At 64.9% G+C, this 2331-nt stretch carries 2 protein-coding genes; one reads left to right on the top strand and one right to left on the bottom strand.

What is annotated here, in order from left to right; genetic code table 11:
- Positions 1-608: 608 nt before the first annotated feature.
- A complete protein-coding gene (gene sucB, locus VEG08_09715; GenBank protein ID HXZ28258.1) occupies positions 609-1967 on the top strand; it encodes a 2-oxoglutarate dehydrogenase, E2 component, dihydrolipoamide succinyltransferase in 1359 nt (452 codons plus the stop codon).
- A 163-nt stretch (positions 1968-2130) separates the two neighbouring features.
- Here sucB and VEG08_09710 read toward each other — a convergent pair.
- The coding region (locus tag VEG08_09710) for a hypothetical protein (GenBank protein ID HXZ28257.1) at positions 2131-2331 on the bottom strand (201 nt) is incomplete at its 5' end.

The raw sequence follows: 2331 nt of genomic DNA, 5'->3' as shown, positions 1-2331 counted from the left end.
TTTTCGCAAGAGAGGCTTCAGTACACCGACGGGATCCACTCGCTAGGCGCCCAGATGAGGACCGGTTCGTCCTCGCCATTCTTGCGGGCAGCGTCGATTGCCTCGTCGGGGGTGTCACCGTAGCCGAGTACTTTGGATTGCTCCTCGTTAAGGGCAAGCCAGCAGTTCCGCGGTGCGTTGTACACGGCATCGGAAATGTCTGCACATGGCATCTTCGTACCTCGCGACACTTGCATCCTACATCAGGTGATGCAGGACGGGTGATTGCAGGGACAAAAGTCTACTAATAATTAGACGGATTGCAAGTGGGATCGGTCACAAGAATCCGGCCAGTCTCACGTAAGCTATTGGTTCTTAAGGTCCTTCTTCCATTGGGCGACAACAGCCTTTCCGCAATTTGCCTTCCCGGGGCCGCTGGCAGCCTCTTCGCCGTGGCTTGCCCACCAACCCAGCCGCCTAGTTATCAGGCACATCCCACTCCTCATAGTACCGCCGGCCAAGGTCAAGCTGACACACTACCAGCTTCCCGCGCTCAGGGCGAAGCTCGTGGCGAGATATAATCAATAACTGCGTTGGGCGCCCACCCTCATTTGTAAGGAAAGAACCATATGCCGACCGATGTGATCATGCCCCAGATGGGGGAGTCGATCTTCGAAGGCACGCTGACCAAGTGGCTGAAGAAGCCCGGCGACAAGGTGCAGCGCGACGAGCCCCTGTTCGAGATCTCCACCGACAAGGTGGACGCCGAGATCCCCGCGCCCGCCTCGGGCGTGCTCAAGGAGATCAAGGTGGCGGAAGGCACCACCGTGCAGGTGAACACGGTGGTGGGCGTGATCGACGCGGAAGGCGCGGCGGTGGTGGCGGCGCTTCCCCCGGCCCCGGCCAAGGCGGAGGCGCCCAAGGCGGCGCCGGCTCCCGCACCAGCGGCGGCGAAACCGGCACCGCCAGTTCCGGTCGCCGCAGCCAAGCCAGCGGCTGCTCCCGCGGCGGCAGCGCGCGAGGTCATCGAGTTCCCCGGAGAAGAGGGCGGGCGGGTGCGCTCTTCCCCGCTGGTGCGGCGCATCGCCAAGGAACACAGCATCAGCCTGGCGCAGGTGCCGGGCACGGGCCTGGGCGGCCGCATCTCCAAGCAGGACATCATGAGCTTCCTGGAGAAGCACGGGGCGGGCGCGCCGGCGGCGGGGCTTCCTCCAGCGCCCACGCGCGCGGCCGCGGCCCCGGCGATGCCGGCTCCCTCAGTCCCGGCGGCGCCCGCGGTCATTCCCGGAGAGCTGGTGCCCATGAGCGCCATGCGCAAGAAGATCGCCGAGCGCATGGTGGAATCCAAGCGCACCAGCGCACACGTGCATTCCGTCTTCGAAGTGGACATGACCCGCATCGTGCAGTTACGCGAGCGCGAGAAGGCGGCCTTCGAGCAGCGCACCGGCTCGCGCCTGACCTTCACCACCTTCTTCTGCCGGGCGGCGGTGCAGGCGCTGCGCCAGGTGCCCATCGTCAACTCCTCGGTCGAGGGCGACAACATCCGCTACCACCGCAACATCAACCTGGGAGTGGCGGTCTCGCTGGACTGGGGGCTGATCGTGCCCGTCATCAAGAACGCCGAGGAGAAGAACTTTCTGGGCTTGCAGCGCGCGATCCTGGACCTGGCGGAGCGGGCGCGCGCCAAGAAGCTGGCCCCCGACGACGTGGCCGGCGGCACCTTCACCATCACCAACCCGGGCAGCTACGGGCAGATGTTCGGGCTGCCCATCATCCCGCAGCCGCAGGTGGCGATCATGGGCGTGGGCTCCATCAAGAAGCAGCCGGTGGTGGTGACGGCCGAAGACGGAAGCGATTCCATCGCCATCCGCTCCATCTGCCATATCTCCATGGGCTACGATCACCGCATCGTGGACGGCGCCGTGGCCGACCAGTTCCTCGCCGCCGTGGCCAAGTACCTGGAAGGCTGGAACGAGGATATCGGGTAAGAGCTTCTTCGCCGCGGATGGACGCGGATTCCCGCAGACAAGAAAAAAGACGGCAGGCCGGGCGGCCTGCCGTTTCCTTTTGCGCGAGTTGGCGGAGCCGTACTGGGCCTTGAACCACGCCGAGTCGTTCAGGCAGCCGACCACGCCCTCGGTCAGCAGTTCATCAGTCGCCCAGGGAGTTGAGCAGGTCCGCGAAGCTGGAGGTGATCTGCGTCACCGCCTGGGTAAAGAGCGCCTGGTTCTTGATGCTCTTGCCGGCGAAGGGCGCGGTGTGCTGGATGATCTGGGAGACGAAGGGCACCGCGGCCTTGAGCTTTTCGCTGCCCATCTTCGCGTCTGCGCCGTAGGCGGCGGCGAACATCTG

This window comes from Terriglobales bacterium (genome assembly GCA_035624475.1).
Lineage (GTDB): Bacteria > Acidobacteriota > Terriglobia > Terriglobales > Acidobacteriaceae > DASPRL01.
This window is presented reverse-complemented; position numbering and strand designations above follow the sequence as displayed.

Excerpts from the sequence above, each read along its gene's own strand:
- sucB (HXZ28258.1), top strand. The coding sequence starts at position 609 with ATGCCGACCGATGTGATCATGCCCCAGATGGGGGAGTCGATCTTCGAA.